Here is a 24,473-nt window from a genome sequence, read left to right on the forward strand (position 1 = left end):
CGGGCCGCCTCCGATACTGAACGCGCATCGTTCACTTATGAGGGGTGTATTCTGACGCTGAACGTTCAGCAATAAGGAGGGGGCTGCGATGAGCGCGACCGCCGCGGCGCCGGGCCGGCCCCGCGATCCCGAGGTGGACCGCCGGATCATCCGGGCCGCCCTCGACGCGTTCGGCGACGGCGGCTGGGCCGGGTTTGCGATGGAGACCGTCGCGCGCCGCGCCGGCGTCGGCAAGGCCTCGCTGTACCTGCGCTGGAGCACCAAGGAGGCGCTGCTGGCCGACGCGCTGAGCACCGGCCTGGTGCGCATCAGCGACGTCGACACCGGCACCCTGCACGGCGACCTGGTCGAGCTCGCCACGCAGATGCTCGAACTGTACGCCGGGCCGGCCAGCCGCGCCGCCCTGCGCCTGAACCTGGAGGCCGGCACGATTCCCGGCGTCGCCGAGCGCTACGAGGCGATGCAGGCCGCCCAGATCATGGCCGCCCGCGCCATCGTGCGCCGCGGCATCGAGCGCGGCGAGCTGCCCGCCACCGCCTCCGTGAGCCTGCTGCTGGACACCCTGGTCGGCGGGGCGATGATGCGCGCGCTGAGCACGCCGCCGCACAAGCGGGCGGCGCTGGCCGCGGACACCGCCGGCCACGCCCGGCGGCTGGTGGAGTTCCTGCTGCACGCCGTCGCCGCCCCCGCGGGCGGAGGCGCATGATCGCCACCGGCGCCGCCCAGCGCGACGCGTGGCAGCGGCGCGTCCTGCCCCCGGTCGAGCACGTGCGGCCCGGCGTGTGGTCGGTTCCCGTGCCGATCCCGGACAGCCCGTTGCGGTACACCCTGAGCTATGTCTTCGTCGACGACCCCGGCGTCGTCGTGGTCGACCCCGGCTGGGACAGCGCCGAGGGCCGGGCGGCGCTGGAGGCCGGCCTGCACCGCGCCGGCGCCCGGCTCGCCGACGTCACCGGGATCGTCGCCACCCACGTCCACCCCGACCACCACGGGCTGAGCGGCTGGCTGCGGGAGCGCAGCGGCGCCTGGATCGGCATGCACCCGCTGGAGGCCCGGGCGCTGCCCGCCCGGATGTGGAAGGACCGCGACCCGGCGGCCGACCGCGCCTGGCTGCGCCGCCACGGCGTGCCCGACGAGGACGCCGGCGCCCTGGCCATCGACCCGGAGCGCCTCAGCGACCTGATGGGCATGCCCGAGCCGGACCGGGCCGTCGAGGACGGCGACCTGCTGCCGCTGCGCCGCCACGAGCTGCGGGCCGTCTGGACGCCCGGGCACACCCCCGGCCACCTGTGCCTGCACGAGGCCACCGCCGGCGTCCTGCTCACCGGCGACCACCTGCTGCCCCGCATCAGCCCCAACATCGGCGTGCACGCGGCCACCGACGGCAACCCGCTGGGCGCCTACCTCGCCTCGCTCGAGCAGACCGCCAAGTTCGCGGCCGACGAGGCGTTGCCGGCGCACGAGTACCGGTTCCGGGGCATCGACGCCCGCGCCGCCGAGCTCATGCGCCACCACGACGAGCGCGGCCGCGAGATCCTCGCCGTCATCGCGACCCTCGGGCCGGCGACCGCCTGGGACATCGCCACCCGGCTGACGTGGTCGCGCGGGTGGGCGGCGCTGCGCGACCTGATGCGCCGCATGGCCCTCGCCGAGACGCTGGCCCACCTGCGGCAGTACGCCACGCCCGAGGGCGACGCGCCGACCCGCTGGCACGCCTGATCGCGAGCCGGCCCGGCCGCTCGGACGTCACCCTCCGTGGTTGAGCATGAAGCGCCCACTGTGTAGATGCACCGGCGACGGGAGCGATAACACAAAAGTCGAAGCGCTTTTACACGCCCGCTTCAGCTGTGCCAACATGCGGGCCCGGCAGGGCGGCCGCCAGCGCACTGCCGGGGCTTGCGGAGGGGAACGACGGTGACGCAGGGTGAGAGCGCGCCCGATCGCGACACGACGGCCGAGCTCGTGGGGGCCGCGCAGCGCGGCGACGAGCAGGCCCTCGACGAGCTGATCTCGGGGCATCTTCCGCTGGTGTACAACGTCGTCGGCCGGGCCCTCAACCGGCACGCCGGCGTCGACGACCTCGTCCAGGAGACGATGATCCAGGTCGTGCGCGGGCTGCCCGGCCTGCGTGAGCCGGCGCGGTTCCGCTCCTGGGTCGTCGCCATCGCCTACCGGCAGATCCAGATGCACCGGCGCGGCGCGACGAAGCGGCACCCGCCGGCCCGCGAGGTGCCCGAGGACCTCGCCGATCCGGGCGGGGACTTCGTCGAGCGCAGCATCACCGGGCTCATGCTCACCGGGCAGCGGCGCGAGCTCGCCGAGGCGACGCGCTGGCTGGACGACGCCGACCGGCACCTGCTGGCGCTGTGGTGGCAGGAGGCCGCGGGGGAGCTCACCCGCGCGGAGCTCGCCGCCGCGCTCGGGCTCAGGACGACCCATGCGGCGGTACGCGTACAGCGGATGCGGGCGCAACTGGACGCGGCCCGCGGGCTGGTGCCGGCGCCGCGCTGCCCCGAGCTCGCCGAGGCGGTCACGTCGTGGGACGGCGCCGCCGACGCCCTGTGGCGCAAGCGCCTCACCCGGCACGTGCGCGGCTGCGCGCGGTGCGGGGCGCTGAGCGCGGACCTGCTCGCGCCGGAGAAGCTGCTGCCCGGCATCGCCGCGCTGCCGGTGCCGATCCTGGCCCTCGACGCGCTCAGGACCGCGGCCGCGCCGACGCTGGTCACCAAGACGCTGTTCACGAAGGCCGGAAGTTTTCGTTATGCCCGCCCGCCGGTCGTCATCTACGGGGGCATGTCCCTTCGAAGAACCAGAGTCATCGCCGCGGCGGCCGTCACCGCCGCGGTGCCCGTCGCCGCGCTGGCGGTGACGGTCTGGCCGTCCGAGGCCGCCACCACGCCGGTCGGCAACGGCGTGTACGCGATGGCCTCCGGCGCCAGCGGCAAGTGCATCGACGTCGCCGGCGCGTCGGCGGACAACAGCGCGCCGCTGGTCCAGGTCGGCTGCAACGCGGCGGCGACGGACCAGCAGTGGACGGCCACCGCCCGCGCCAACGGCAGTTCAACCTCGTCAACGGCAACAGCGGCCGGTGCATCGACGTGCCCGGTTCCACGACGACGTCGGGGACGCAGCTGCAGCAGTACGGCTGCGGCGACGGTACGAAGACCAACCAGCTGTGGACGTTCAACGCCACGAGTGGCGGCACCACGGGGACCGGCCGCACCTGGTCGAACACCGCCGACGGGTTCGCGCAGGGGACCACGGGCGGCGCCGGCGGCACCACGGTCGGGATACATCGACTCCCGCAAGGACACGACCAACTTCACGGTGTCGTGGAACGTGATGGGCGAGCACAACAACATCAGCAGGAGGCGAATCAGAGCGGCCGGGATCGCCGCCGCGGTGGCGGTCCCCGGCGTCGTGCTCGCGGTGTCGGTCTGGCCGTCGGAGGCGGCCACGGCGCCGGCGGGCGGCGGGGTGTACACCCGCTGATGCACGACCTGCAGTACCGCGAGGGCGTGGCCTGGCAGAACACGGCGTACAACCAGCCGCCGCACCCGAGCTTCTCCTCGGCGACGGCATGAGCACGCCCGCACTGCCGAAGATCTACACCCCGTAGGGCGACGGTTCGGGCCGCTGCGCCGCCGGCGCGGCGGCCCGGACCGCGAAGCCCTTCGCGAGCAGCCGGACCGGCAGCGCGGCACGCCGTCAATCCAGGACGGGCAGTCGCACGTCGAGGGTCGTGCCGGCGCCCGGGGGACTGGACAGCGTGAGATGGCCGCCGAGCGCCTCGACGCGGTCGACGATGCCGGCCAGGCCCGAGCCGCGGGCGGGGTCGGCGCCGCCGACGCCGTCGTCGCGCAGGGACATGCGCAGGGCGTCGCCTTCCCGGTGTACCGAAATATGCACCACGCTGGCGCGGGCGTGCTTGGCGGCGTTGGCCAGGGCCTCGGCGACCACGTAGTAGGCGGCCGCCTCCACCGACTCCGGCAGCCGGCCGTCGAGGTGCACGTCGACCTCGACCGCCACCCCCGAGCGGCGCGCCAGGCCCTTGAGCGCCGAGGCCAGGCCGCGGTCGGTGAGGATCGTCGGGTGGATGCCGCGGCAGATCTCGCGCAGGTCCTCGATGCTGCCGGCGAGCCCGGTGGCGACGCCGGTCAGGCGGTCCCGCAGCGCGTCGAGCGGCTCGGGGACGGCGTCCTGGGCGGCGCGCAGCTGCAGGCCGAGCGAGAGCAGCCGCTGCTGGACGCCGTCGTGCAGGTCGCGCTCGATGCGCCGGCGCGCCTGGTCGGTGGCGAGCACGACCCGGGCGCGGGAGGCGACGAGCTCGGTGCGCGCCTGGGCGTTGGCGATCGCGGTCGCGACGAGGTCGGTGCAGTCGGCGAGGCGGGCCTCGGCGTCCTTCGGCAGCGGCTCGTCGCGGACCATCGACGCGGTGACGACGCCCCAGAGCCGGCCCTCGACGTTGATCGGGGCGCCGACGGCGCTGCGGATGCCGTGGTCGCGCAGGAAGGTGGCGAGCGGGGCCGGGTCCTCGGGGTGCTCGTAGCTGTCCATGCGGGCGGCCCGGCCGGTCCGGCGTACCGCCGCCGAAACGCTCGGCCCCTCCAGCGACAGCCGGCTGCCGACCGGCAGCAGGTCGCCCGGCCAGCCCCATGTGGCGACGATGGTGCCGGTCCCGTCGGGCTCGTACCGCACGATGTCGGCCCCGTCCGCGCAGATGAGCCGCCCGAGCTCGCCGGTGACCGCGTCCATCACCTCGTCCTGCGGCGCGCCGCGGGCGACGAGGGTGGCCACCCGCCGCAGGGCCGTCTGCGCCTCGAGGAGCTGGGCCAGGTCGCCGAGGCAGCGCCCGATCGATGTGCCGACGATGTTCACGGACCGGCCGAGGCGGCTGATCTCGCCGAGGCCCGTGTGGACCAGCCGCGGGTCGAGCCGCCCGCAGGTCAGCTGCTCGGCGATCGCGGCGGTGCGCCGCATCGGCTGGACGAACACGCGGATGAGGTACGTGACGACGACCGCAATCGCCACCGCGGCAACGAACAGCCCGAGCGCGACGCCGACCGCCGTGTCCGCGGGGTCCAGCGGCAGGACGTCGAACCTCATTCCGGCGGCACCCCTTCCGCGGCCCTCCAGGCTCCAATCGTCGCCGCGGCGGCTGTCGCCTCCCACACCACCCGCGGGTGAGCCGCCCTCGGGCGAGCCGGTCAGGAGGCTGGTCAGAGCGTCGCGGACGTCAGCGTCCCGGCCGGCCCCGGGTGCTGTTGACGGTGCGCCCGCGCACGATGCCGATCATCTCCTCGACGAGGTCGCTGTGCGCGTCGCGGGGCCAGGCCAGGACGACGGAGGACTGCGGGGCGTCGGTGACGGTGCGGTACTTCAGGTCGCGCCGGTGGTGCAGGCGGGCCAGCGACTGCGGCGCCACGAGCAGCCCGACCCCGGCCGCCACCCACTCGACGGCCTCGGCGGTCGTCGCCGGCCGCTCCAGCCCGCCGGCCGGCGGCGCGTCCCATTCGAGGACGTCGTCGAGGGGCCGCAGGAACGCGTCGCCGAGCTCACCGGCCTCGGCGAGGGTGACCTCCTCGGCGGCGTTGAGCACGTGGTCGCGGGGGATGATCACGACGGAGGCTTCGGTGTAGAGCGGGATGGCGTGGAACACGTCCCGGTCCACCGGCAGCCGCACGAGCCCGGCATCGGCCTCGCCCGGCATGAGCCCGGCCGCGTCGGCGGCCTCGGCCGGCACCAGCTCGAGGCGGTTGCCCGGCCGGCGCTCGGCCCAGGTGCGCGCCCACCGGTCGATGACGACACCCGGCACGACGATGAGGCGAAACGCCTGGTTGTTGGTCACCGAACCTCCCGCGCCAGCCTAGCCGCCGGTCGCCCACTACGCTGACCCGGTGAGCAAGTCGAAGAAGCCCCAGGTGATGAAGCCCGCCACGGCCGCGCAGAAGCTCGACGTCTACCTGCCGGCCACCCCGCGGGAGTTCCAGGAAAGCCTGGTGTCCCGCGACGAGCTCGACGAGCTGCAGCGCAACCCGCCGCAGTGGCTGGTCGACCTGCGCCGCGACGGCCCGCACCCGCGCAACGTGGTCGCCGCCCGCCTGCGGGTGTCCAACAGCGGCCTGGCCCGCGGCGGCATCACCGAGGCCCTGACCACGGCGCAGATCGCCGAGCTGGCCGCCGACCCGCCGCCGTGGCTGGTCCGTGAGCGCGAGTCGTTCGCCGAGGTCCGCCGGGAGCAGCGCCGCCTGGCCGATCAGCAGCCCGGGTAGCACACGGACAGGATCGACAGCACCGTCAGGATCGCCCAGCCCCCGCCGAGCGCCGCCCAGTAGGGTTCGCGCGGCTTGGCCAGCGCCGACAGGCCGGCCGCCACGCCGCCGAGGACCAGCTGGGCGATCGCGTACGACACGACGAGCGCGACCAGCACCCCGAACCGCTCACCGGTGTCGGTGGCGGGCCCGCACCCGAGCGGCCCGCCGGCGGAGCGCAGCGCCAGGTAGGCGACGAGGTCGGCCAGCCCGTTGCCGATCACGGCGACGAGGATGCCAAGACCGGCGATGCGCAGTCGGAAGGACATCGTGGATGATCCTATGCCGTAGTCGTTGACCCGTCCCGGCCGGGGAAGTGCTCAGGACTATGAGCATGCGCACCGCGGTCGCGGCCACGTCGCTCATGGCGGTGCTGCTGGCGCCGCTGGTCGCGGGTCACCGCCTGCACCCCGGATTCCACGTCGAGCAGGGCCGCCTCTATGACGCCGCCGGCCACGAGTTCGTGATGCGCGGCGTCGGCGTCAACCACGCCGCGTACCCGGAGAAGACGGCGCAGGTGCTCAGCGACGTGAAGGCGCTGGGCGCCAACACGGTCCGCGTGGAGCTGTCGACGGGCGTGACGGCCCGCCGCAACGACGTCGCGGACGTCGCCCACGTGATCGGCCTGTGCCGCCGCAACCGCCTGATCTGCGTCCTGGTCGTGTCCGACACCACCGGCTGGGGCTACCGCCCGGCCGCGATCCCGCAGGCCCGGGCGGTGGACTACTGGATCTCGATCCGCCGCGCCCTGAAGGGCCAGGAGCGCTACGCCATCCTCGACGTCGCCAACGAGCCGTACGTCCTGGACAACTTCCGCACCTGGCCGGCCGACACGACGGACTCGATCCGCCGCCTGCGCCGCGCCGGCCTGCGCCACACCCTGATGGTCGACGCCCCCGACTGGGGCCAGGACCTCTCCTTCACGATGCGCGACCACGCCGCCGAGGTCTTCGCGGCGGACCCACAGCACAACACGATGTTCTCGATCCACATGTACGGCGCCTTCTGCCGCACCACGAACGCCCACGCCTACCTGAACCACTACCTGTGGGCCCGGCTGCCCGTCGCGGTGACGGAGTTCTCCTACACCCACCAGGACGGCGACGTGGACGAGGACGCCATCATGTCGGAGACCCAGAAGGACGCGATCGGCTACCTGGCCTGGTCGTGGAGCGGCAACACGGGCGACGTGGCCAACCTCGACATGGCGAGGCAGTTCAACCCGGCCGCCCTGACGTGGTGGGGCCGCCGCGCCTTCGACGGCCCGGACGGCATCCGCCAGACCTCCCACGAGGCCACCATCTACCGCTAGCTCGCCCACGAGGCGCGTGGCCGGTCCGCCGCAAGCGCCTCGAGCCTGCCGATGACGTCGGCGGTGACCTCATCGGCGGTGCGCATCCCGTCGACGGAGAGCAGGATGCCGCGCCGCGCGTACCAGTCGAGCACCGGGCTGGTCACGTCGTGGTACAGCGACAGGCGCCGCTGTATGACCGGTTCGGTGTCATCGTCGCGGTGCTCGACGGCGGCTCGCGCCAGGAGCCGCCGGATCACCTCCTCGTCGTCGGCCCGCAGGTGCAATGCAACCTCGGCGGTCTCCTGAGCTCCACCGCGACCTGGTAGATCGCCCAGGCCTGCGCCGGTGTCCGCGGGTAGCCGTCGAGGACGTAGCCGACACCGGCGGTCTTCGAGGTCTGCAGCGCCCGGTGGGCCATCTCCAGCACGATCGGGTCCGGCACCAGGTGCCCGCGGTCGAGATACCCGCGGACGGCGCGGCCGAGATCCGTGCCGCGGGCGACGTGGCTTCGCAGCAGCGTGCCGGTGGCAATGTGCGGTACGCCGAAATGGGCGGCGATGCGGGAGCCCTGGGTGCCCTTTCCGGCTCCGGGTGGCGCGATCGTCAGCAGCCGCATGGTCATCTCCTCGCGTTGTCCACGGCGGATCGGTTGGTAGCGCTCAATGCTGCTTGCGGTGGCGGCGCCGGGCATGGGTCGAATGACCTCATCCCGGGATACCGTTGACCGGTTGTTCGCCCACTGGCGCTGAGGTGCACGGTGACCGTCGCAGGACCTTCCGGCCGGCCGTCTCCGGCTCCGCCGCACGGGGTTGATCTGCTCGGCCGCTCGGCGGAGCTGGAGGCGATCGATGCGCTGCTGGCCGGTCGGGCCGGCGGAGGCCTGCTGCTGCGCGGTGAGCCCGGAGTGGGCCGGACCGCCCTGCTGGACGCGGCGGAGGTCCGCGCCGCGGCCGCGGGCGCGCGCGTGTTGCGCGCGAGCTGCGCGCCGTTCGAGGCCCGGATGAGGTTCTCGGCGCTGCACCAGATGCTGTACCCGGTCCGGGAAACCGCGCAACGGCTACCCGGCGGCCAGCGCGACGCCCTCGCCGACGTCTTCGGCCAGCGGGCCGGACCTCCCGCGGGGCCGCTGGTGACGGCGACGGCCGTGCTCGAGCTGCTCAACGCGGTCGCCGCCGACCGGCCGCTGCTCGTGCTGGTCGACGACCTGCAGTGCATCGACGACGGCAGCGCGGCCGTCCTCGGGTTCCTCGCCCGGCGCATCGCCGACACGCCGGTGAGGCTCGTGGCTTCCGTCCGCTGCGGGGCGGCGAGCGTGTTCGACGAGGTACGGCTGCCGGAGCGGACGATCGGCCCGCTCGCTCCCGACGAGGCGGCGACGCTGTTGGACAACCGGCATCCGGGGCTTCCCGGCATTGTGCGGCGGCGGCTGCTCGCCGATGCGGCCGGCAACCCTCTCGCCCTGGTGGAGCTCCCGTCCGGGCTGACGGATCGGCAACGATCGGGCCGTTCCCGCCTGCCGGCGTTCCTGCCGCTGAACGCGCGGCTGGAGACGACGTTCGGGGCCGGGCTGGCGGACCTGACCGCACCGGTGCGGCGGCTTCTGCTGCTGGCGGCGCTGGACGCGGAAGCCGGCATGCCCGTGATCCGGGCCGCCGCCCAGCGCTGCGGACCGATCGACAACCTGTCGGCGGCACGGCGGGCCGGCCTCGTCCGGCTGGACGCGGCCGATGACCGCCCGGTCTTCCGCCACCCCCTCGTCCGCGCCGCGGTCGTCCAGCTGGCATCCGCGGACGAGCGGCGCGCGGCGCACGCCGCTCTGGCCGAGGCGCTCGCCGGCGAGCCGGACCGTCGTGCCTGGCACCTGGCCGCGACGGCGACGGGGCCGGATGAGACGCTCGCGCGGGCGCTCGACGACGCGGCGCTGGCCGGCTGGCGCGGCGGCTCGAACCGGCCGCGCAGCAGCGCCGCGTGGGCGGTCGGCGCACTCGTTCGCGCCGGTGAGCTCAGCACGGAGCCGAGCCTGCGCGCGCGCCGGCTCGTCGACGCCGCGTTCCTGGCGAACGTGACCGGCCAGCTCGATCAGGTACCGCAGCTGCTGGTCGATGCCGGGCAGGCGCCGGACAACCCGACCGGACTCGTCTTCGCCGCGGCGGCGCACCTGCTCACCAACGGCGAGGGCGACGTCGATGCGGCTCGCCGCCTGCTGACCCAGGCGCTCGACGAGGTCGACGGGACAGCGCGGCAGGGCCGGGACTCGTACGGCATTCTCCACTCGCTGCTGTTCGTCAGCATCTACAGCGACAGTCCTGAGTCGTGGGGGCTGCTGGGCGCCGCGCTGTCGCGGTTCGATCCCGATGCCGTGACGCCGCTGCAGTTGTGTTACGACGCCTACGCCGATCCCGCCCGGACGGACCGTCCCGTGCGGCAGCGCATCGCCAAGGACTTCGAGGCGTTCACGGCCGGTGCGCCACTGTGGGGTTTCATTCCGGTGGCCTGGGCGGCGCTGCAGGTCGATGCCCTGGGCGAGTACCGGCACCTGTGCCAGTACGTCATCGACCGGGAGCGCGACGGCGGCGTGGCCACCGTGGTCATTGCCGGGCTGCTGATGCTCAGCGCCGACTCCATCGGGCACGGGCGCTGGGACGAGGGTGAGCGGCTGGCCCGGGAGGCGCTGGAGCTGGCCGTGACCGACGGCTACCAGCTGCTGCAGGGGCACGCCCGGTGCCGGCTGGCGCTCATCGAGGCATGCCGCGGCAACACGGACCGCGCCCGCGCGATGACCGACGAGGTCGGCGGCTGGGCGACGCCCCGCGGGGTCGGGCTGGTCCAGGGGCTGCTCCGGCAGGCGCGGGTCACGGCCGCCCTGGGGCGGGGCGACTACGAGGACGCCTTCGCCGAGGCGACCCGGATCTGCCCGTCAGGCGCCACAGGGGCCGGCGTTCCGGGCCGCTGGATGGTGCTGGATGTGGTCGAGGCGGCCGTCCGCGTCGGGCGCCTCGATCTGGCGCGCGAGCATGTCGCCGCCGCCCGGCGGGCCGGTATCGCCCGCATCTCCCCGCGCACGATGCTGCTCACCACGGGCGCCGCGGCGCTCTCGGCCCCCGACGCCGAGGCGCGGGAGCTGTTCGAGTCGGCCCTGTCGCTGCCCGACGCGGACCAGTGGCCGTTCGAGCGGGCGCGGATCCAGCTCGCCTACGGCCAATGGCTGCGCCGGAACCGGGACACCGCCCGGGCCCGCCGGCACCTGCGGGAGGCGCTGGAGAGCCTGGACCGCCTGGGTGCCCGGTCATGGGCGGTCCGGGCCGGCAATGAGCTGCGGGCCGCCGGCGTCGCCACCGCGCGCCGGCGTGACGCCGCCGATGCCGCGCTCACCCCGCAGGAACGGCGCATCGCCGCCCTCGCCGCCACCGGACTGACCAACAAGCAGATCGGCGAACGGCTGTTCCTGTCGCCCCGCACGGTCGGGGCCCACCTGCACCGGCTGTTTCCGAAGCTGGGCATCACCTCACGCGCCGCGCTGCGCGGCGCACTGGAGACCACGACACCGCACGGACGGCCGGACCCGGAGGGCTGAGCCACGGCTGCGCGGTGCGTACCGGTCCGGCATCGTCGAGGAGGCGGCCAATACCGTCACATGACCCATGCCCGACCGGGGCGGCGGCCCGAGACTTGACATCGTGATCGAACGCTGATCACCCGGCGCGAACGATTGTCCGGCCGACGAAGGATCAGGAGCACAGATGACGAAGATGACGACCGGCTCTGCCGCACCGCAGCCGCAGGGCGCCGCCCGGGCCTGCGCCCCGGGCACGCCGCAGCCACCGACCGGGACGTGCCGGGTCTTGGCGCAGCGCCGCAGGAGCGTGCAGCGCCACCTGGACACACTGCCCGGCACGCGGGATCTCACCGTGCCCGGCGGCCCGCTGGGGCGCACCTGGCTCCGGGTCTTCCGGCCGCCCGGCGCCCGCGGGCCGCTGCCGGCGGTGCTGTACGTCCACGGCGCCGACGCGGCGTTCGGCGACCCGGGCACGCAGCGGCGGGCGTCCCGCCTTGCGCAGGACGTGCAGGCGGCCGTGATCCTCGTGGACTACTCGCTGGCACCGACGGCCCGCGTACCGGTCGCGTTGGAGGAGGACTACGCCGCCGCGGCCTGGGCCGCCGAACAGGGGGCCGGCGAGGGGATCGACGGGACGCGGATCGCTGTCTGCTCCGACCGGTCCGGCGAGGACCGGGCCAGAGCACTGATGGTCGCCGCGGACCGCCGGGACGGCCCGAAGCTGTCCGCGCACGTGCTGCACACGCCGCGGGGCGCCTCGGTACTGCGTGCCGCGCTCGCACTGTGACACCGGTCCGGGTCGCGGCGGTCGCGCCGCATCGACGTCGACGCCCGGCTGGCGCATCATCGGCCGCGCAGGCGCTGCAGGACCTGCAGGTCGCCGGCCTCCAGGACGCGGGACAGGCGGTGGCGCAGCTCGGCGATCTCGTCCGGTGGGGCGGCCGCCAGTTCCTGGATCATGGTGTACCTCCCTGAGAGGCGACCAGCACCCCGCGCGGCGCCAGCAGCGCGCCGGGGCCGGCCACGGCCGAGACGTCCACGGTGCGGCCGGTGCGGTTGATGAGGAAGCGGTGCGGGCCGCGCACGGCCAGCTCCACGCGGCCGCGCAGGTCGGGCGGCAGCTCGCTGGTCACGCCGGCCCGCGCGGCGAGCTCGGCGAGGACCGGTTGCAGGGCGGCGGGGCCGAGGCGGGTCGAGACGTAGGCGGCCGAGCCGGGGCCGTGCGACCGGCGGGTGATGGCGGGCCGGCCGGCCTGGGCGCCCGTCTTGTACCGGGCCAGGATCTCGGCGCCCGGGTCGGTGACGTCGATGCGGTCGGTCCACAGCGTGCCGGTGGCGCCGTTGTCCAGCTCGGCCCGCTCGTCGTCGAGCAGCGGCGCGAACTCCTCGATGCGGATGCCGAGCAGCTCGCGCAGCGCGCCCGGGTAGCCGCCGAGCCACACGTGCTCGTGCTCGTCGACGATGCCGGAGAAGTAGGTGGTGACGAGGTGGCCGCCGGCCGCCACGTACTGCGTCAGGCGCTCGGCCAGGCCGGCCGGCACGACGTACAGGATCGGCGCGACGAGCAGCTCGTAGCCCTCCCACACGCCGCCGGCCGGCACGACGTCGGCGCGGATGCCCAGCTCCAGGAACGCCGTGTACCAGTCGAGGGCCTCCTGGCGGTAGCGCAGCCGGTCGGTCGGGTGCGAGTCCTGCTCCGACGCCCACCACGAGTCCCAGTCGAAGACGATCGCCGCCCGGGCCGGGGTGCGCGGCGTGCCGGCGACGGCGGAGAGGTCGCGCAGGGTCGCGCCCAGCGAGCACACGTCGCGGAAGACGGCGCTGTCCTCGCCGGCGTGGGGGAGCATCGCCGAGTGGTACTTCTCGGCGCCGCCCGCCGACTGCCGCCACTGGAAGAAGCACACCGCGTCGGCGCCGTGGGCCACGTGCGTCAGCGAGTCGCGGGCCAGCTCGCCCGGTGCCTTCGCCACGTTCACCGGCTGCCAGTTGACCGCGCTGGTGGAGTGCTCCATGAGGTACCACGGAAGGCCCCCGGCCAGGTTCCCGACCAGGTTCGCCGAGAACGACTGCTCGTCGGGGCCCTGCGGGCCGGGCACGACGTAGTGGTCGTTGGCGACGAAGTCGAGCTCCGCCGCCCAGCTTGCGTAGTCCATGCCGCGGGTCTCGCCCATCACCATGAAGTTCGTGGTGACGGGGACGTCCGGGGTGAGCTCCAGCAGCACGGCTCGCTCGGCCCGCAGGTGTTCGCGCAGGGCGTCGGAGGAGAACCGCTTGAAGTCCAGCTGCTGCGTCGGGTTCGGGTAGGAGCTGGCCCCGGTGCGCCGCGGCGGCAGGATCTGGTCCCAGTCGCCGTAGCGCTGCGACCAGAACGTCGTGGCCCACGCCCGGTTGAGCTCCTCGACGGTGCCGTAGCGGTCCTGCAGCCAGCGGCGGAACGCCGCCGCGGCGTCGTCGGAGTAGTCGTACACGTTGTGGCAGCCGAGCTCGTTGCTGATGTGCCAGGCGGCCAGGGCCGGGTGGTCGCCATACCGCTCGGCCATGGCCCGCACGAGGATCAGGGCGTGCTCGCGGAAGACGGGCGAGGTCGGCCGCCAGTGCTGGCGGGCGCCGGGCCAGACGGTGCGCCCGTCGCGGTCCACGGGGAGGATCTCCGGGTGCGCGGCGGTCAGCCACGGCGGCGGCGAGGCCGTCGCCGTGGCCAGGTCCACCGCGATGTCGTGCGCGTGCAGCAGGTCCATCACCTCGTCGAGCCAGGCGAAGTCCCAGGTGTCCGCGCCGGGCTGGATGCGGGCCCACGAGAAGATCGCCAGCGAGACGATGTTGACCCCGGCCGTCCGCATCGCCCGGGCGTCGTCGCGCCAGACGTGGCGCGGCCACTGCTCGGGGTTGTAGTCGGCGCCGAAGCCGAGCCGCGGGCGGTGCGGATCGGTCGGCCAGCGCAGCCATCGATGCACTTCGGTTACTCCTACTTGACGGTGAAGCCCTGGTCCTTGCCGTACTTCACGGATGCGTCCTGCCAGGACTTCAAGGCGTCCTGCAGCGGGGTCGAGGAGACGTAGGCCTTGCCGGCGGTGTCGCCGAAGATGCTGTTGGCGTACACCTGGAACGGCAGGTACGACCAGCCGCCCGCGACCTGGGCGGCGGCGTCGGCGAGCACCTGGTTGACCTTCTGGCCGCCGAAGTACGGGAACTCCTTGTCCCGGAACGACGGGGCGCTCAGCTGCGCGGTGGTCGCCGGGAACGCGCCGTTGTCGGCCCGCGACTGCGCCCCGGCGTCGACGGTGGCGTACTTCGTGAAGGCCCACGCCAGGTTCTTGTTGCCCCCGGCCGCGGGCAGCGCGAGGGAGCTGCCGCCGTTCTCCGACGTGACCTTGCCGCCGGCCTCCCACTGCGGCATCGGCGCGACCCGCCACTTGCCGTCGGCCGCCTTGACGCCGGACTCGAGGTTGGCCGGCATCCAGGCGCCGATGACCAGCGACGCGATCGTGCCGTCGCCGAGGCCCTTGTACCAGCCGTCGCTCCACCCGTTCACCGGCGACAGCAGCTTGCCGTCGATGAGCTTCTGCCACAGGGCCGTGAACTTCTTCGTCCCGGCGTCGGCGAAGTCGATGCCGACGCTCGTGCCGTCCACCTTGTACGGCCGCCCGCCGGCCTGCCAGATCATGCTGGTGGTGAAGCCCGCGTCGCCGGTGTCGCTGGTGATGTACACCTTGGGATCCGCGGCGTGCAGCTTCTGGGCGGCGGCGTAGTAGTCGTCCCAGGTGGCCGGGGCGGCGACGCCGTGCTTGTCGAAGACCTCCTTGTTGTAGAACAGCGCCATCGGGCCGGAGTCCATCGGCAGCCCGTAGAGGACCCCGCCGGAGTGCACGGCGTTCCACGGGCCGGGCGTGAACGTGCCGTCGAGCCTGGCCGAGCCGAACCCGCCGAGGTCGGTCAGCGACTTGGCCAGCGCGAACTGCGGCAGCGCGTAGTACTCGATCTGCGCCACGTCGGGCACGCCGCTGCCGGCCTTGAATCCGGCGTGCCGGGGGAGCGGCGCAAGCAACGCGTGTCGATGGCCGACGTGGCCCGGCTCGCCGGGGTGTCGTCGCAGACCGTCTCGCGGGTCTCCAACGGCCACCCCGGCGTCGTGGAGTCCACCCGCCGGGAGGTCCTCGCCACGATGCGCGAGCTGGGGTACCGCCCCAACAGCGCCGCCCGGGCCCTGCGCTACGGGCAGTTCAACACCATCGGCGTGATCCTGTTCGGCCTGTCCTCGACCGGCAACAGCCGCACCGTCGAGGCGATCGCGACCCACGCCGCGGCCGAGGGCTACGCGATCACGCTCATCCCGGTCGGCGTGCCCACCCAGGACAACGTCCTCGGCGCCTTCACGCGCATGGGCGAGCTGGCCGTCGACGGCGTCGTGGTCATCATCGAGGTGCACCTCCTCGACGCCAGCACCGTCGCGCTGCCGCCCGGCGTGCACGTCATCGTCGTGGACTCCGACGCGGGCGACCGCTACCCGGTCGTCGACACCGACCAGGCCGACGGCGCCCGCCAGGCGGTCCGCCACCTGCTCGACCTCGGCCACGGGACGGTCTTCCACGTCGCCGGCCCCGCCGAGTCCTACGCCGCCGAGCGCCGCGCGGGCGCCTGGCGCGCGGTCCTCGAGGCGGCCGGCCGGCCGGTCCCGCCGATCGAGCGCGGCGACTGGTCGGCGGAGTCCGGGTACCGGGCCGGGCTGCGCCTGGCCGAGCGCCCTGACTGCACCGCGGTGTTCGCCGCCAACGACCAGATGGCCCTGGGCGTCCTGCGCGCCCTGCACGAGCGCGGCCGCCCGGTCCCGTCGGGCGTCAGCGTCGTCGGCTTCGACGACATCCCCGACGCCGGCTCCTACCTGCCCCCGCTGACCACGGTCCACCAGGACTTCGCCGAGGTCGGCCGCCGGTGCGTGCAGGCGCTGCTCGCGCAGATCCGCGACGAGCCGGCCGGCCCGGGCACCGACCTCGTCCCGACCCGCCTGGTCGTGCGCGGCAGCACCGCCCCGGCCGGTCAGTAGGGCAGCGGCCGCCCGGTGAGCGCGAGCGCCACCCGCTCGGCGGTGATCCGGTCGACCGCGACGATGCGCTGCGCCGGGTCGGTCTCCTCCAGCGGCCCCGGCTCCGGCCAGTCCTCGAACGCGACGGGCGCCACGTCGAAGGCGGGCTGGCCGAACAGCACCTCCACGCCGCCGTCCGGCCCGGACGGGCGCACCGGCAGCGGCGCGCCGGTCCCGTGCTCCAGCCACAGCGACTCGGGCGGGGGCCGCCACGGCAGGCCGAGCCGGGCCAGGCGCGTCACGCCGGGCAGGTGCTGGACCCGCGCGCGGTAGTGCAGCCGCTGCGGCCCGGGGACGCCGGCCGCGCCGAGCGCCTCGAGGCCGGCCGTGACGCGGGCGAGCCGGATGGCGGCGTCGTCGCGCGGCCACTGCCACATGCCGAGGATGCGGCCGCCGCCGTACGTCTCGGTCATCTGCTCCCAGCCGCCGGCCCACGCCTGGTAGTAGGCGCCGACCCGTTCGTCGTCCCGGTCGTTGATCTGCAGGAAGAAGCTCGACGGCAGTCCCGGCAGCGCGGCCGAGATCCGCTCGCCGAGCTCGGCCCAGCTCGCCGGCACCGGCGCTGTCTCCCGCGGCGCATGCGCCACCTTCCCGGCGGCGCACAGCAGGCGCACCGATGTGCCGTCGGCGTGCACGACGAGGGTGTGGTCGCCGCGGTACCAGTACCGCCCCTCGGCCAGCGGCCGGTCCTCCAGGACGTCGTCGGCCGGCCCGAACCGCTCGGCGAGCAGCGCCGCGACCCGGCGCAGGCAGTCGGAGCGCAGCCAGGCCGGCGAGGCCTCCGTGCTGCGCCGGCCCGGCTCGGGCGTCCAGCGGTCGACGTGCAGGTACAGCTCGGTCACGGTCTCGTCCGGGACGGTGGCCCGGACCACCTGCCACGGCTCGGCGACGCTCGCGCGCCTGAGGAAGTGGTTGGCCCCGAACGCCTTGTCGGCGGCCCAGCCGAACCGCTGCGCGGCGAGCCCCACCGGGAACGGCTCGCCCCACGGCAGCGAGGTCACCTGCTCGGCCCAGGCCAGGATGTCATCGGCGTCGCGCTGCTCCCACGTGTGCACAACGCGGGAGCCTAGACGTCCGGCTCATCCGATGCGGCCCCGCCGAGGCCGGCGAGCGGTCGTAGACTCGGCGGATGTTCGACGAGGAGCGGTCGGCCGACGTCGTCGCGGAGAGCTTCGCCGCCGCGCCCGACGAGCGGGTCCGGCGGGTGATGACGTCGCTGGTCCGGCACCTGCACGCGTTCGTCAAGGACGTCGAGCTGACCCCCGAGGAGTGGGCCGCCGGCATCCGGTTCCTCACCGAGACCGGCCGGCAGTGCGACGACGTCCGCCAGGAGTTCATCCTGCTCTCCGACGTCCTCGGCGTGTCGATGCTGGTCGAGACGCTGCACTACCGCGCCGGCGGCGACGGCACCGAGTCAACGGTCGAGGGCCCGTTCCACCTCGTCGCGTCCCCGCCCCGCGCGCTCGGCGACAGCATCGACCTCACCGGCAACGGCGAGCCCTGCCTGGTCACCGGGCAGGTCCGCGACCCGGGCGGCGCCGCCGTGCCCGGCGCCCGGGTCGACGTGTGGCAGGCCGACGCCGACGGCTTCTACGACGTGCAGCGCCCCGGTGTCGTACCGCACCAGAACCTCCGCGGCCTCTTCACCGCCGACGACGAGGGCCGATTCCGGTTCCGCACGGTGGTCCCGCGCTACTACCCGATCCCGACCGACGGCCCGGTGGGCCGGCTGCTGTCGGCGACCGGCCGCCACCCGTACCGCGCCGCTCACATCCACGTCGAGGTGTCCGCCCCGGGCCGGCGCACGCTGACGACGCACGTGTTCGTGGAGGGCTCGCCGTACCTGGACTCCGACGCCGTGTTCGGGGTCAAGGAGAGCCTGGTGCTGCCCTTCGCGCTGGTCGACGACCCGGAGCTGGCCGCGTCGCACGGCCTGCCCAACCCGTTCCGCCACGTCGACTTCCCCGTCACGATGCTGCCGCAGCGCTGACCGCGTTCTCGGCGCTGACCGAGGCCGCAGGGGCCGGCGCTTCGCTCTGGTCGGCGAGACGGTCGCCTTGCTGCTCGTCGGCCCGGACCAGCGCGATACCCAGGAGTACCACGAGTCCGCCGGTCAGCTGCCACGGCCCGGGGGACTGGCCCAGCAGCGCCCACGCGATCAGGACGGCGAACAGCACCTCGGTCAGCCCCGCGAACGAGGCCACCTTCGCCCCGAGCACGCGCGAGGCGGCGATCCCGGAGGCGTACGCGAACGCGCCCGCGACCAGCGCCAGCCCGCCGACCGGCACGACCCAGCTCACGTGCATGTCCAGCAGCGTCACCGGCGCGCCGCTCGTGCGGAACGGCAGCACCCCGGCCGCCGCCGCGACCCCGAGCGCGATGGCCCCCACGGCCATGCCCGCCCACGCGAGGACCAGCGGCGGCACGGCGCTTTCGGCGCGGCCGGCCATGGTGAAGTACACGGCGAGGCACACCCCGGCCAGCGACGCCCACAGCACGCCGACGAGGTCGAGCCGGCCGCCCGCCGGGTCGAGCACGAGCGCCAGCCCGGCGAGGGCCGCGACGCCGCCGATGACCGTGAGCCGCCGGGGCCGCTGCTTGTGCCGCAGCCACATCCAGCCGACGACGAGCAGGATGCCGCCGTACTCCAGCAGCAGCGCCACGCCGACGTCGAGCCGCTTGACGGCGTTGAAGAAGGTCAGCTGCGCGATCGCGATCGCGACCAGCCCGAACGCGAGAACCTCGCCGATCCCTCGGCGCAGCGCCCTGCGTTCCATGCGCCGCAGCGCGACGAGCGCGGGAATGGTGAGCACGAGCGCGGCGATCCCGATCCGCAGCGTGACCACGGCCCCCGGCGTCCACCCGGCGGCCATGAGCGACCCCCCGAACGTCCCGGCGGTCCCGAACGTCAACGCGGACAGCAGCGCCAGCCCGATCCCAAGGACCCCGGGCCGCCCGTCATCACCAAACCGCGTTATGCTCATGACGGCGACGGTACTGCCCCGCGAGATAAGGAGTCAAGATGCTTTTTGCTCATGACACCGAGCTGTCCCTGGTCGCGGCGGCCGCATTGGTCAACACGCTGGGCTCCGACGGCGACCACCTCCTCGACGTGCCCGCCCTGGAGCGGTTCCTGTCCCCGTGGACGTGGACGGGCAAGCGCACCCACGACGAGGAGGAGCTGGCCGGCGTCCGCTCGCTGCGCCCCCGCCTGCGCGCGGTCTGGTCCGCCTCGGAGGACGAGGCGGTCGACCTGGTGAACGCCATGCTGCGCGAGTCCGCCGCCCTGCCGCAGCTGGTGAAGCACGACGGCTGGGACTACCACATGCACGCCACCCCACCGGACGCGGACCTGCACATCCGCATGCAGGTCGAGTTCGCGATGGCCATGCTGGACGTGATCCGCCAGAAGGAGCTGGACCGCCTGCGCTTCTGCGCCGCCGACGACTGCAACGACGTCGTGATCGACCTGTCGAAGAACCGCTCGCGCCGCTTCTGCGAGAGCGGCTGCGGCAACCGCACGAACGCCGCCGCCTACCGCGCCCGCAAGCGCAGCTCTTAGGCGACACCGAGATCACGTACTGGATCGGCAGATCCTTCTGCGGGCAAGGTGTCGCCGGACGAGCGCTCACACTGCTCCTGGAGGCGGTTCCCGTCCGGCCGCTGTACGCCCGCGCCGCCGGCGACAACGTGAGGTCGCTCAGGCCGCTGCAGCGGGCCGGCTTCGCTCCTGCGCCTCGAGGCCGGCGGGAGCTAGGCTGGAGAGTGGCTCTTTCGCATAAGGAAATCTTCGAGCGGTACATGTACGCCGGCGCGATCACCCGCAACCCGGACGCGATCGCCGCGATGTTCACCGACGACGGCGTGTACGACTCGCCGCTGGTTCCCGACGGTCATCCGCTGCACCATCTCGTGGGCCGCGACGCGATCCGGACCGGGACCGCGCTGTACCACCAGCAGTCCCAGCCGTCCTCCCAGGGCACGATGAACCTGGAACGGTCCGCCTACGTCCTGCACGACACCACGGATCCCGACGTGTTCATGGCCGAGATCGACGTCGCCTTCGACCAGCCCGACGGGCGGCGCACGACGATGTCACTCCTGCAGATCTTCCGCCTCCGCGACGGCCGGATCGCCATGCTGCGCGACTACTTCACGGAGCCGCCATCCGCCGCCCCCACCGGCTGATCGGCCGGCCTTCCTGGACGTCGTCCGGCTGCACACGCTGACCTGAGCCCATCTCGGGGGCCGCTGCGCGGGCCGTCGCCGGCAGCGGCCCGCGGTTTCGCTCCACGTTGCGGAAGGTGCCGACGGCGCCGGAGCGGCCGGGCTGCTGCTCGGGCTGCTGGGCCCGCGTCCACTCGGCATCGCGGCCGCGATCGGACTCGTCGTGTTCGCGCTGGCCGCTGCGTCCACTGCCCTGGCGATCGCCACCCGGTGACGGCCGCGGCCGGGATCAGGTCAGCCAGATGTTGTCGTGTTCGCGGTAGAACGCGGCGCGTTCCTCCTCGCCCATCTGCGCGACCCGGACCAGCCCTTCGAAGTAGCCCTCGCGGGGCGCGCCCGGCGAGAAGTGCAGCAGCATCGACACCGGCGCTCCGGACTCGTTCTTGAACCCGTGGATACCGCCCGCCGGGACGTGCACGTAGTCCCCTGGCTCGGCGTCGATCCAGCGCCCGCCGTCAAAGATTCGCATGGTGCCGGACAGGATGTAGAAGGACTCCGTGATCGAGCGGTGGAAGTGCGGGTCCGGCCCGGTCACATCGGGGCCGCACTCCCAGCGGTACAGGCCGAACAGGCCGCCGGTCGACGCGCCGGTCGACAGGTAGTGCACCCGGGTGCCGTTCGGATAGACGAGCTCCGCAGCGGTGCCGTCCGGGCGGTAGGTTGCGCTGATCTCGCCCTCGTTGCCGTGGTACAGCGGAGGAGGATAGGTCATGCCCACATCATGCACGCCGAGGAGCGCAAATCAATCGACGTTGCGGGCCTGTCGTGTGATCCTGCCCGGATGATCGACGGCAGACCCGCATCACGGCACAGGCCTGTGGGCGGGCTGCTGCGGACGCGGAACTTCGCCCTGTTGTGGGTCGGGCAGAGCACCAGCGCGGTCGGCTCCGCGATCTCGACGGTGGCGCTCCCGCTGGTGGCCGTCTCGACCCTGCATGCCGGTCCGGCCATGGTCGCCCTGCTCACGGCCGCCACCTGGCTGCCGTGGCTGCTGATCGGGCTGCCGGTCGGTGTCTGGGTCGACCGATGGCCGCGCCGGCGCACGCTGCTGATCGCCGACATCGCCTCCGCGGCGGTGCTCGTCGCCGTCCCGGTCGCGGCCTGGGCCGGCGCGCTGACCATGACATTGCTGCTGGCGGCCGCGCTGCTGGCCGGGGTCGCCGGTGTCTTCGCCAACGTGGCGTTCAACGCGTTCCTGCCCCGTCTCGTCGGCGCGGAGCACCTCATGGAAGGCAACGCCAGGCTCCAGACCAGCGCATCGGTCGCCCTGGTCGTCGGGCCCGGCCTCGGCGGGCTGCTGGCCCAGGCGGCCGGCGCGGTCAGCGGGATCCTCATCGACGCCTGCACCTTCCTGGTGTCGGCGGCCTGCCTGCTCGGCCTGCGCTGCCAGCCGGAGCCGCACCCGTCCGCGGGCGATCGCCCGGGCATGCTGCGCCAGATCGCCGAGGGCATCGGTTTCATCATGCGCGGACGCCTGCTGCAGGCCATGTTGGTGGTGGCGGCGGTGACCAACTTCGCGCTGCTGGGCATCACGGCACTGCGGGTTGTCTTTCTGGTGCGTGCCGAAGGCACCGCGCCGGGAACCGCGGGCCTGGTGATCGGCGTGGGCAGCCTCGGCGCCATCCTCGGCGCCGCACTCGCCGCGCGCGCATCCCGGCGCTTCGGCAGCGCCCGCACCTATCTGGTGGCGAACGTCGCGGCCGCCCCGTTCGTGCTGTTGCTGCCGCTCGGCGGCCACGGCTGGCGCCTGGCGCTGTTCGCGGCGGGCTCCTGCATCGCGCTGGCCGGGGCCACGATGTCGAACGTGATGACCATGACGTTCCGCGGCAGCTTCGTTCCCGCGCACCTGCTCGGCCGGGTCACCGCGGCATCGCGGATCTTCGTGTTCGGTACCGTCCCGTTCGGTGCGGCGACCGCCGGCCTGCTGGCCTCGGCGCTCGGGATCCGGCCGGCCATGTGGGCGCTCGCCGTCCTCTACGTCATCGCCCCCCTGCCCCTGCTCGCCACCGAGGCCCGCACGCTGCGCGACTTCCCGGCCCGGGGTACGCCGGAGGTCACGCGCGGGGATGGCCGGTGATGCCGTCCAGGATGGTGACCAGGTTGTGGTGGAAGGTCTCCTCGGCGTTGAGGTGGGCGCCGTCGATGACGAGCCGGGCGATGGTGGGGTAGCGGCCCGTCTCGAGCATGCGTGTCAGGTAGGGGCCGAGGGCGGCCTGCCAGGCGGACACGTCGGTGCCGGTTGCACGGGCCGTGCGCCGCTCGGTGATCTCCCTGCGGAGTGCTCCGACGATGAACGCGTTGAGAGCGCCCAGGGCCCGCTGGAGATCGTCGATGCCGCGCACGCCGGGAGCCTGGCTGAGCGCCGCCGCGGTCGACTCGCCCACGGCGAGCGCGTGCGGTCCCAGGTGCGGCCTGGCGCCGAGCAGGTCGGCGAACCACTCATGATCAAGAGCGGCCTCGCGGGTCCGGTGGACGATGGCCAGCACCGTGGCGCGCCACTCGGAGTGCTCGCCGGCCTCGGCGATCCGGGCATACACGGCGTCGACCATCAGATCGAGCAGTTCGGACCGGTTGGTCACGTAGTCGTAGAGCCGCATCGGGCCGACGCCGAGCTCCTTGGCGAGCTTGCGGACCGACAGCCCGTCGAGGCCGTCCGCGTCGGCGAGCCGGATCGCCGTGGCGGCGATCTTCGCGCGGCTCAGCGGCACCGGCGCCGCCCGCGGCTGAGGCTCGGGCCGTTCCCAGACGGGCAGGGGTGCGCTACCGTACAGCGTATCCATACGATACAGCGTACGGTAACGGAGATGATGATGCGAATTGCGATCGCCGGTGGTGGCCTCGGCGGCCTGACGCTGGCCCGGATCCTGCACCGGCACGGCATCGCCGCGGTGGTGTACGAACGCGAGGCGAGCCGATCCGCGCGATCACAGGGCGGATCGCTCGACCTGCATCCGGAGTCCGGGCAGCGGGCCCTGGCCGATGCGGGCCTCGCCGGCGAGTTCCGGTCCGAGGCGCGGCCGGAGAGCGAGGAACATCGCATCCTCGACCCGGCCGGGCGCACCCTCGTGCACCACAGGCCACAACCCGGCTCATTCTCCGGACGCCCCGAGATCGACCGCAGCGCGCTGCGTGACCTGCTGCTCGACTCGCTTCCCGCCGGCACCGTGGTGTGGCAGCACCGGCTCGTCGCGGCGACGCCACGAGCCGGCGGAGGCTTCGGGCTGACGTTCGACGGCGGCCACAGCGGCGACTGCGACGTCCTCATCGGCGCGGACCGCGCCCGCTCGGTCGTCCGGCCGCTGCTGACCGACGCGCCACTGTCCGGCGTGGCCACCTTGGTCGAGCTCAGCATCGGCGACGCCGACCGGCGCCACCCGGATGTCGCCGAGCTGGTCGGCCCCGGAAACCTCTGGTGCATCGGCGTGCGCCGGATCCTGGCCGCGCAACGCCTCGGCGACGGCAGCATCCGGGTCGGGATCTCCCTACCCGCGGACGACCGCCGCCTGGACACCTACCGCAGCAAGCGCGCGCTGCTGGACATGTTCGACGGCTGGGACCCCGGCCTCACCGCACTCATCGAAGCCGGCGACGGCCCGCCGTCCGCGCGCCGGATCGAGGCGATGCCCACCGGCACACGCTGGGCCCACCGGCCGGGCATCACGCTCATCGGCGACGCCGCGCACCTCATGCCGCCGGTGGGCGAGGGCGCCAACCAGGCCATGCTCGACGCCGCCGAGCTCGCCGCGCAACTCGCCGCCGACCCCGCCGACCCCGGCTCGGCGATCCGGGCGTACGAGGAGGCGATGTTCACCAGGATCCGGCCGATCGCCGAAATGTCCGCACGAGTCCAGGCAATGATGCTGTCCCCGACCGCGGCCGACGACATCGTCCGCTTCTTCGCGCCCCGGCCCACCTAGGCCGCGGCCGCGGACTGAATCACGCGACGCGGTCGGCGACGCTGCGCAGCGCGGCCCACAGCAGTGCGCACACCGCGCCGCTGACGAC

At 73.8% G+C, this 24,473-nt stretch carries 24 protein-coding genes and 3 pseudogenes; 16 read left to right on the top strand and 11 right to left on the bottom strand.

Features of this window, described 5'->3' with window-relative positions:
- Positions 1-88: 88 nt before the first annotated feature.
- The 5 genes and pseudogenes from ACQEVU_RS24415 to ACQEVU_RS24435 all read left to right on the top strand — a co-directional run bounded on the left by ACQEVU_RS24415 (position 89) and on the right by ACQEVU_RS24435 (position 3,584).
- On the top strand, positions 89-706 hold the full coding sequence (locus tag ACQEVU_RS24415) for a TetR/AcrR family transcriptional regulator (RefSeq protein ID WP_433327293.1): 618 nt from the start codon (positions 89-91) through the stop codon (positions 704-706).
- On the top strand, positions 703-1,719 hold the full coding sequence (locus ACQEVU_RS24420; RefSeq protein ID WP_433327295.1) for an MBL fold metallo-hydrolase: 1,017 nt from the start codon (positions 703-705) through the stop codon (positions 1,717-1,719). Before ACQEVU_RS24415 ends, ACQEVU_RS24420 begins: the two co-directional genes overlap by 4 nt.
- A gap of 243 nt (positions 1,720-1,962) precedes the next feature.
- A pseudogene (locus tag ACQEVU_RS24425) lies at positions 1,963-3,045 on the top strand (sigma-70 family RNA polymerase sigma factor); the annotation flags it as partial.
- 53 nt (positions 3,046-3,098) lie between these two features.
- A pseudogene (locus tag ACQEVU_RS24430) lies at positions 3,099-3,146 on the top strand (hypothetical protein); the annotation flags it as partial.
- A gap of 345 nt (positions 3,147-3,491) precedes the next feature.
- Positions 3,492-3,584: a hypothetical protein gene (locus tag ACQEVU_RS24435; protein ID WP_433335044.1), complete on the top strand. Its 93-nt coding sequence runs from the start codon at positions 3,492-3,494 to the stop codon at positions 3,582-3,584.
- Positions 3,585-3,708: 124 nt separating this feature from the next.
- On the opposite strand, the gene ACQEVU_RS24440 is transcribed toward ACQEVU_RS24435, so the two are convergent.
- Together ACQEVU_RS24440 and ACQEVU_RS24445 are read right to left on the bottom strand one after the other, a co-directional pair.
- Positions 3,709-5,106: a histidine kinase gene (locus tag ACQEVU_RS24440; protein WP_433327297.1), complete on the bottom strand. Its 1,398-nt coding sequence runs from the start codon at positions 5,104-5,106 to the stop codon at positions 3,709-3,711.
- 130 nt (positions 5,107-5,236) lie between these two features.
- On the bottom strand, positions 5,237-5,848 hold the full coding sequence (locus ACQEVU_RS24445) for a LysR substrate-binding domain-containing protein (protein ID WP_433327299.1): 612 nt from the start codon (positions 5,846-5,848) through the stop codon (positions 5,237-5,239).
- A 49-nt stretch (positions 5,849-5,897) separates the two neighbouring features.
- On the opposite strand from ACQEVU_RS24445, the gene ACQEVU_RS24450 reads away from it, so the two are divergent.
- Positions 5,898-6,272 (top strand): DUF5997 family protein, encoded by a 375-nt coding sequence (locus ACQEVU_RS24450; protein ID WP_433327301.1) that lies wholly within the window; start codon positions 5,898-5,900, stop codon positions 6,270-6,272.
- Here the strand turns inward: ACQEVU_RS24450 and ACQEVU_RS24455 are convergent.
- Positions 6,257-6,580 carry a hypothetical protein gene (locus tag ACQEVU_RS24455; protein WP_433327303.1) on the bottom strand — a complete coding sequence of 108 codons (324 nt, stop codon included), beginning with the start codon at positions 6,578-6,580 and terminating at the stop codon, positions 6,257-6,259. The two genes, ACQEVU_RS24450 and ACQEVU_RS24455, sit on opposite strands and share 16 nt — an antisense overlap.
- A gap of 59 nt (positions 6,581-6,639) precedes the next feature.
- Here ACQEVU_RS24455 and ACQEVU_RS24460 point away from each other — a divergent pair, with 59 nt between their 5' ends.
- Positions 6,640-7,623, top strand: coding sequence for a cellulase family glycosylhydrolase (locus ACQEVU_RS24460; protein WP_433327305.1), 984 nt, complete (start codon positions 6,640-6,642; stop codon positions 7,621-7,623).
- Here ACQEVU_RS24460 and ACQEVU_RS24465 read toward each other — a convergent pair.
- Together ACQEVU_RS24465 and ACQEVU_RS24470 are read right to left on the bottom strand one after the other, a co-directional pair.
- Positions 7,620-7,889, bottom strand: coding sequence for an adenylate kinase family protein (locus ACQEVU_RS24465; protein WP_433327307.1), 270 nt, complete (start codon positions 7,887-7,889; stop codon positions 7,620-7,622). The genes ACQEVU_RS24460 and ACQEVU_RS24465 overlap by 4 nt on opposite strands.
- Positions 7,859-8,221, bottom strand: a complete 363-nt coding sequence (locus tag ACQEVU_RS24470) for an adenylate kinase family protein (protein ID WP_433327309.1) — start codon at positions 8,219-8,221, stop codon at positions 7,859-7,861. Before ACQEVU_RS24470 ends, ACQEVU_RS24465 begins: the two co-directional genes overlap by 31 nt.
- A 141-nt stretch (positions 8,222-8,362) precedes the next feature.
- On the opposite strand from ACQEVU_RS24470, the gene ACQEVU_RS24475 reads away from it, so the two are divergent.
- The gene (locus ACQEVU_RS24475; protein ID WP_433327311.1) at positions 8,363-11,179 is read left to right on the top strand and encodes an AAA family ATPase; all 2,817 of its coding nucleotides are present in this window, start codon (positions 8,363-8,365) and stop codon (positions 11,177-11,179) included.
- A gap of 166 nt (positions 11,180-11,345) precedes the next feature.
- Positions 11,346-11,948 carry an alpha/beta hydrolase fold domain-containing protein gene (locus tag ACQEVU_RS24480; RefSeq protein ID WP_433327313.1) on the top strand — a complete coding sequence of 201 codons (603 nt, stop codon included), beginning with the start codon at positions 11,346-11,348 and terminating at the stop codon, positions 11,946-11,948.
- A 169-nt stretch (positions 11,949-12,117) separates the two neighbouring features.
- Here ACQEVU_RS24480 and ACQEVU_RS24485 read toward each other — a convergent pair whose 3' ends face one another.
- Entirely contained in the window at positions 12,118-14,115 is a 1,998-nt protein-coding gene (locus ACQEVU_RS24485) for a beta-galactosidase (protein WP_433327315.1), read from the bottom strand.
- 11 nt (positions 14,116-14,126) lie between these two features.
- Positions 14,127-15,206: an extracellular solute-binding protein gene (locus ACQEVU_RS24490; RefSeq protein ID WP_433327317.1), complete on the bottom strand. Its 1,080-nt coding sequence runs from the start codon at positions 15,204-15,206 to the stop codon at positions 14,127-14,129.
- A 9-nt stretch (positions 15,207-15,215) separates the two neighbouring features.
- Here ACQEVU_RS24490 and ACQEVU_RS24495 point away from each other — a divergent pair, with 9 nt between their 5' ends.
- A complete protein-coding gene (locus tag ACQEVU_RS24495; RefSeq protein ID WP_433327319.1) occupies positions 15,216-16,202 on the top strand; it encodes a LacI family DNA-binding transcriptional regulator in 987 nt (328 codons plus the stop codon).
- On the opposite strand, the gene ACQEVU_RS24500 is transcribed toward ACQEVU_RS24495, so the two are convergent.
- Positions 16,196-17,296, bottom strand: a complete 1,101-nt coding sequence (locus tag ACQEVU_RS24500; RefSeq protein ID WP_433327321.1) for a hypothetical protein — start codon at positions 17,294-17,296, stop codon at positions 16,196-16,198. The two genes, ACQEVU_RS24495 and ACQEVU_RS24500, sit on opposite strands and share 7 nt — an antisense overlap.
- A 74-nt stretch (positions 17,297-17,370) precedes the next feature.
- On the opposite strand from ACQEVU_RS24500, the gene ACQEVU_RS24505 reads away from it, so the two are divergent.
- A complete protein-coding gene (locus ACQEVU_RS24505) occupies positions 17,371-18,231 on the top strand; it encodes a dioxygenase (RefSeq protein ID WP_433327323.1) in 861 nt (286 codons plus the stop codon).
- Here ACQEVU_RS24505 and ACQEVU_RS24510 read toward each other — a convergent pair.
- Positions 18,209-19,225 carry an EamA family transporter gene (locus ACQEVU_RS24510; protein ID WP_433327325.1) on the bottom strand — a complete coding sequence of 339 codons (1,017 nt, stop codon included), beginning with the start codon at positions 19,223-19,225 and terminating at the stop codon, positions 18,209-18,211. The genes ACQEVU_RS24505 and ACQEVU_RS24510 overlap by 23 nt on opposite strands.
- A gap of 38 nt (positions 19,226-19,263) precedes the next feature.
- Between ACQEVU_RS24510 and ACQEVU_RS24515 the strand changes: the two genes are divergently transcribed.
- The 3 genes and pseudogenes from ACQEVU_RS24515 to ACQEVU_RS24525 all read left to right on the top strand — a co-directional run bounded on the left by ACQEVU_RS24515 (position 19,264) and on the right by ACQEVU_RS24525 (position 20,429).
- The gene (locus ACQEVU_RS24515) at positions 19,264-19,803 is read left to right on the top strand and encodes a CGNR zinc finger domain-containing protein (protein ID WP_433327327.1); all 540 of its coding nucleotides are present in this window, start codon (positions 19,264-19,266) and stop codon (positions 19,801-19,803) included.
- 23 nt (positions 19,804-19,826) lie between these two features.
- A pseudogene (locus ACQEVU_RS24520) lies at positions 19,827-19,907 on the top strand (GNAT family N-acetyltransferase); the annotation flags it as partial.
- Between the two features lie 99 nt (positions 19,908-20,006).
- Positions 20,007-20,429, top strand: coding sequence for a nuclear transport factor 2 family protein (locus ACQEVU_RS24525; RefSeq protein ID WP_433335046.1), 423 nt, complete (start codon positions 20,007-20,009; stop codon positions 20,427-20,429).
- Between the two features lie 268 nt (positions 20,430-20,697).
- Here ACQEVU_RS24525 and ACQEVU_RS24530 read toward each other — a convergent pair whose 3' ends face one another.
- Complete coding sequence (locus ACQEVU_RS24530) at positions 20,698-21,180, bottom strand: cupin domain-containing protein (protein WP_433327329.1); 483 nt, start codon at positions 21,178-21,180, stop codon at positions 20,698-20,700.
- A gap of 69 nt (positions 21,181-21,249) precedes the next feature.
- Here ACQEVU_RS24530 and ACQEVU_RS24535 point away from each other — a divergent pair, with 69 nt between their 5' ends.
- The gene (locus ACQEVU_RS24535; protein WP_433327331.1) at positions 21,250-22,545 is read left to right on the top strand and encodes an MFS transporter; all 1,296 of its coding nucleotides are present in this window, start codon (positions 21,250-21,252) and stop codon (positions 22,543-22,545) included.
- Here ACQEVU_RS24535 and ACQEVU_RS24540 read toward each other — a convergent pair.
- Positions 22,523-23,248, bottom strand: a complete 726-nt coding sequence (locus tag ACQEVU_RS24540) for a TetR/AcrR family transcriptional regulator (protein WP_433327333.1) — start codon at positions 23,246-23,248, stop codon at positions 22,523-22,525. The two genes, ACQEVU_RS24535 and ACQEVU_RS24540, sit on opposite strands and share 23 nt — an antisense overlap.
- A 24-nt stretch (positions 23,249-23,272) precedes the next feature.
- Between ACQEVU_RS24540 and ACQEVU_RS24545 the strand changes: the two genes are divergently transcribed.
- Entirely contained in the window at positions 23,273-24,385 is a 1,113-nt protein-coding gene (locus ACQEVU_RS24545; protein WP_433327335.1) for an FAD-dependent oxidoreductase, read from the top strand.
- The last annotated feature ends 88 nt before the right edge of the window (positions 24,386-24,473 follow it).

The organism is Dactylosporangium sp. CA-139066, from assembly GCF_050936175.1.
GTDB lineage: Bacteria > Actinomycetota > Actinomycetes > Mycobacteriales > Micromonosporaceae > Dactylosporangium.